The organism is Arthrobacter sp. P1_A5 (assembly GCF_056406825.1).
The window spans coordinates 1-3769 of sequence record NZ_JBFTZL010000267.1 but is presented as its reverse complement, the minus strand read 5'-3'; the positions used below and the strand labels follow the sequence as shown (position 1 = coordinate 3769).

Here is a 3769-nt window from a genome sequence, read left to right as displayed (position 1 = left end):
GTCCCGGCGCCGCCCTGGATGACGTCGACGATGAATTGCTCGCTGAGTTTGCCGTTCATGACCTCGGTGCAGGCGTCCCCGATGGCGGCGGCACGCCCGGCGTCGAGCAGCCCGAGCTCGTGGTTGGTGCGGGCCGCGGCGAGCTTCACGGCGGCCAGCCCGCGGACCAGGTGCATGTTGGAGGACAGCGGCTGGCCGGTGATGGGGAAGTTCTCCACGGCCCGGAGGGTGTGGACACCCCAGTAGGCGCCGGCGGGAACGTCCCGGTCACCCAGGAGATCGTGTTCGGAGCGGGTGTCCGGGGCGGTATGTGCGGTGGTCATGGGGTCCTCACAGGGCTTCGTTGACGGGTTTGGACGGTAAAAATCTGGGGTCGGGGCAGGACTGAGTGACGCCGCAGCCGGCACGGTGGGCATGGTTGTTCCAGGGCAAAGAGGCCGCGCGGGGCTTGCGGCGATTGCAGCACGGGAGGGTGGGTGAAATCCGGGGTTTAGGATTTAGCGCGTATGGCCGGCCCTGGAGTTTCCGCTTCCGGGGACGATGGTGCCCAGGGCGCATTCGACCCCGTGCAAATGCAGMCTCATGGCCTGGGATGCTTCCTCGGCTGATCCATTCTCGATGGCAGCGAAAATGCGGGCGTGTTCCTGACCCGATTCCTTGCGCCGGTCAGCCACGAGGTTAAGGGTGTTTGATTGGTTGGCCATGGCGTCGCAGATGTCTGACAGGAATGATTCGAACACGCCATTGCCGCTGCACCGGGCGATGGTCACGTGGAACTCGGTGTTCAAAAGCACCCACTGCTGGAGATCATCTTCCTCGGACATTTCCCGGAGGATTTCCCGCAGGGCCTCCAGGTCTTCGCTGCTGCGGCGTTGGGCGGCGAGGCCCGCGGCCGGCACTTCCACGTGGGGGCGGGCTTCCACGAGGGCGCTGGCCGAATATTTGCCGAGTTTGAGGTCCTGGGCCACCTTGTCAGCGATGACGAAGGTGCCCTTACCCGTGTGGGTGGCCGTGAGTCCCAATGCGGTGCAGGAACGCAGCGCCTCCCTGACCATTGTGCGGCTCACGCCGTACTGTTTGGCCAGCGATGCCTCCGAGTCCAGGCGGGTGCCGACAGGAATCTTGCCGCCTTCGATTGCGCTGCGGAGGGATGCGAAGACCGCTTCGGCCGCGCCGACGCGCACCACTCGATCTTGTGCAGCTGTCCAGCTGTCCAACAGGTCCATATGAAGACTATGGCACCTGTCACACGCACCGTCAAGGAAGTTCCGAATATGTCGTGAGGGTAAGGGCCTCAGGTGCACTCGCCAAGGGTTGCGGATGCCGCCCCTGATGCTAGCCCGCGAGAATCGTGCTCGAAGTCGAGTTCGGAGTGGAATTCCAACGCCACCACGACGGATCCAAACCGAGAATGCCCGACCTTCTATCCCTGGACGTGCTATCTCTGGACGTGAACCACGTGGCGGAAATGATCACGACCACTCAGTGTGCCGAAATTTTGGTCGTGCAGAATGGGACCGCCACAGCCAAAAGACCGTGGCCATAGCCCCGTTCAGCCCAGCGATAAACACATCGCCGGCGGCTGCCTGCCGATGGCCAGGTCAACGCCGACCAGCACCAGTGAACCCGCGGCGACCGCGGAAGAGATCAGGGCCAGCACCAGCAGAACCATCCAAGGGAGGACCGCGGCTCGGGCCTGTGCCCGGGCGCTGGCAGGAGCCGGCTCCGCGTTACCCATATCCTCAACCGAGTCATCAGGAACGTGATCTGGGAATATCCGTCAGGTAGCTTGCAGGCGCCGGGACCGCCTGGGCTGGGCCGTGGTGTTCGACGCCGTGGGTGTGTCCCACCGCCTCGAGCACCACGGCGGCCAGGCTCTGTGTACTCATCATGATCTCGCGCTGCCGGCGTGCACCTGTGCCGGCGCTCAGGATCCGGGCCGCTTCCGCGGTTACTTGCTCCTCGTCCCCGCTGTCGGCCAGGGCTGGCCGGATATGGGAGAGGAGGACCTGGACCGCTTCTCCAGCCGGGCATGGAATGTTCAGCAGGGGGTGCAGGAGGGTGTCGTCGACGCCTGATTGACTTGCCTTCCACGCCGCCAGGCGCAGTTGCCCGGCGGACAGCCGGGGCTCAGAAATCCCGGAGCGCCATTCCCGGGCGGCCCGTTCAACGAGTCCCCGCACCAGCGCGGCAATCGCGGCCGCGTGTGAGGCCTCCATGCAGACGTCGGCAATGCGTACCTCCACAGTCGGGTGATTCCGGGAAAGGCGCGCGTCGAAGTACACCATGCCTTCATCGAGGAGTACGCCCGTAGTCAGCAGGGATTGCACGTACCGGTGGTATTCCCGTTCTGATCCGAACCTTTCGCAGGGCCCGGCGGTCGGCCAGCGGCTCCAAGCCTGGTAACGGAAGCTTGCGTATCCGGTGTCGGCACCCTGCCAGAAAGGGGAGTTCGCGCTCAGCGCCAGCAGCACGGGCAACCAACGCCGGATCCGGTCCAGGACTGCCACCCCTTCCTCACCGTCGGTGACACCGACATGAACATGGAAGCCGCAGGTGAGTTGCTCCCGGAGCGTCACCCCGAACCGCGTTGCCATGTTCAGGAAACGGGGCTGCTCTACGAGGGTAGGAGTGGCCGGCATGGGACTGGTAGCCACGGCGACAGCTCGTGCGCCCACCGAACGGGCCGCCTCGTCGGCAAGCCGCCGGCCCTCGCGGATGCCCGCAATTACTTCCTGCAGCGTGGAACAGACAGGGCCAACGGCCTCGAGCTGCTCTTGCTGGACCTCCAAAGCCAAGGATGGGCCGCCACTGGTTTCAGTGCGCTGAGGGGCCTTGGCCAAGCACGCTTCCGCGGCGGGTACGGGCTGCCCCGTCGTGGCATCAACGAGCAGGAATTCCTCCTCGACGCCGAACGTCCTTGGAACCTCGCCGCCAGAACGGTTGGGTGGTCTCGTCATTGAAGAATTCAAGGCAGCTCCTAACAGGAAGGCCTCCAGCCCTGCCACTGCAAGGCGGCTGCCAATGAAGCTATACAGCCCTCCTCCACAAGCCATGATCACCGGCCCGCTCGCGCTGCTGATCCCCAGAATATCCCCAACAACAGCATGCCGGAAGGAAAAGCCCCTAAGACAGTCATCCAGACGCACGTGGCACCATCGCCCATACCTTCCGGGAACGGGACGCGTAACGACGGCCGGGATCTGCTGCTGCCCAATGTGGGTAGGAGATCCCGCGGTCGGCGCCCGGTTGGTGGCGGGGCGCCGAGGGATTCCGAGTGCTAGCACTACGTATCACCTTCCCCGGATGAGGCCCACGCCCGTGTTTCGGGCAGACAATGGTCGGACTTACGTGCGGCAGGGTTCCCTGCCGCATTCCATTTCGGAAAGGGGCCTCCAGTGTCCAGACCACACCCGATCCTTGCCGGATCGATCGCAGCCGGGGCAGCCATCGCACTGCTCACGGGCTGCGGCACGTCCAGCCCCGGCACCAGTGTCAGCAGCGCCAGAGCGGAGAAGAACGTTTCGCAGGCATGCGCTGCTGCCAGTGCCTTCGCCGGATCCCTGACAAATTTCAAACAGACACTCAAACCCGGTGCCACGATAGAACAGATCAAATCGGCACGGGAACAGGTCGCGAAGACCTACGACGACCTGGTCAAGGCCAGCCAGGACGTAGCCAAGGACGAAATGGACGCAGTTAAGACGGCCGAAAACAAGTTCGACGCAGCCGTCAGAGCCGTCCCGGATGATGCCACCCTTACTCAGGC

At 64.3% G+C, this 3769-nt stretch carries 5 protein-coding genes; 1 reads left to right on the top strand and 4 read right to left on the bottom strand.

All coding sequences use genetic code 11. The features are described 5' to 3' along the window. The 4 genes from AC1D1S_RS20030 to AC1D1S_RS20015 form a co-directional block, all read right to left on the bottom strand. Positions 1-323: lyase family protein (locus AC1D1S_RS20030; protein WP_476995310.1), on the bottom strand; the 323-nt coding region annotated here is incomplete at its 3' end. Positions 324-497: 174 nt separating this feature from the next. Continuing rightward, complete coding sequence (locus tag AC1D1S_RS20025; RefSeq protein WP_476995309.1) at positions 498-1226, bottom strand: FadR/GntR family transcriptional regulator; 729 nt, start codon at positions 1224-1226, stop codon at positions 498-500. Positions 1227-1552: 326 nt separating this feature from the next. Further along, positions 1553-1738: a hypothetical protein gene (locus AC1D1S_RS20020; protein ID WP_028276899.1), complete on the bottom strand. Its 186-nt coding sequence runs from the start codon at positions 1736-1738 to the stop codon at positions 1553-1555. 16 nt (positions 1739-1754) lie between these two features. Further along, a complete protein-coding gene (locus AC1D1S_RS20015; protein ID WP_476995308.1) occupies positions 1755-2960 on the bottom strand; it encodes a glutamate--cysteine ligase in 1206 nt (401 codons plus the stop codon). Between the two features lie 438 nt (positions 2961-3398). Between AC1D1S_RS20015 and AC1D1S_RS20010 the strand changes: the two genes are divergently transcribed. Then, a partial coding sequence (locus AC1D1S_RS20010; protein ID WP_476995307.1) for a hypothetical protein occupies positions 3399-3769 on the top strand: 371 nt, incomplete at its 3' end.

What these genes read in the sequence shown, in the direction of transcription:
- AC1D1S_RS20020 (WP_028276899.1), bottom strand. Translation starts at nt 1,738, where the DNA reads ATGGGTAACGCGGAGCCGGCTCCTGCCAGCGCCCGGGCACAGGCCCGA.
- AC1D1S_RS20015 (WP_476995308.1), bottom strand. Translation starts at nt 2,960, where the DNA reads ATGACGAGACCACCCAACCGTTCTGGCGGCGAGGTTCCAAGGACGTTC.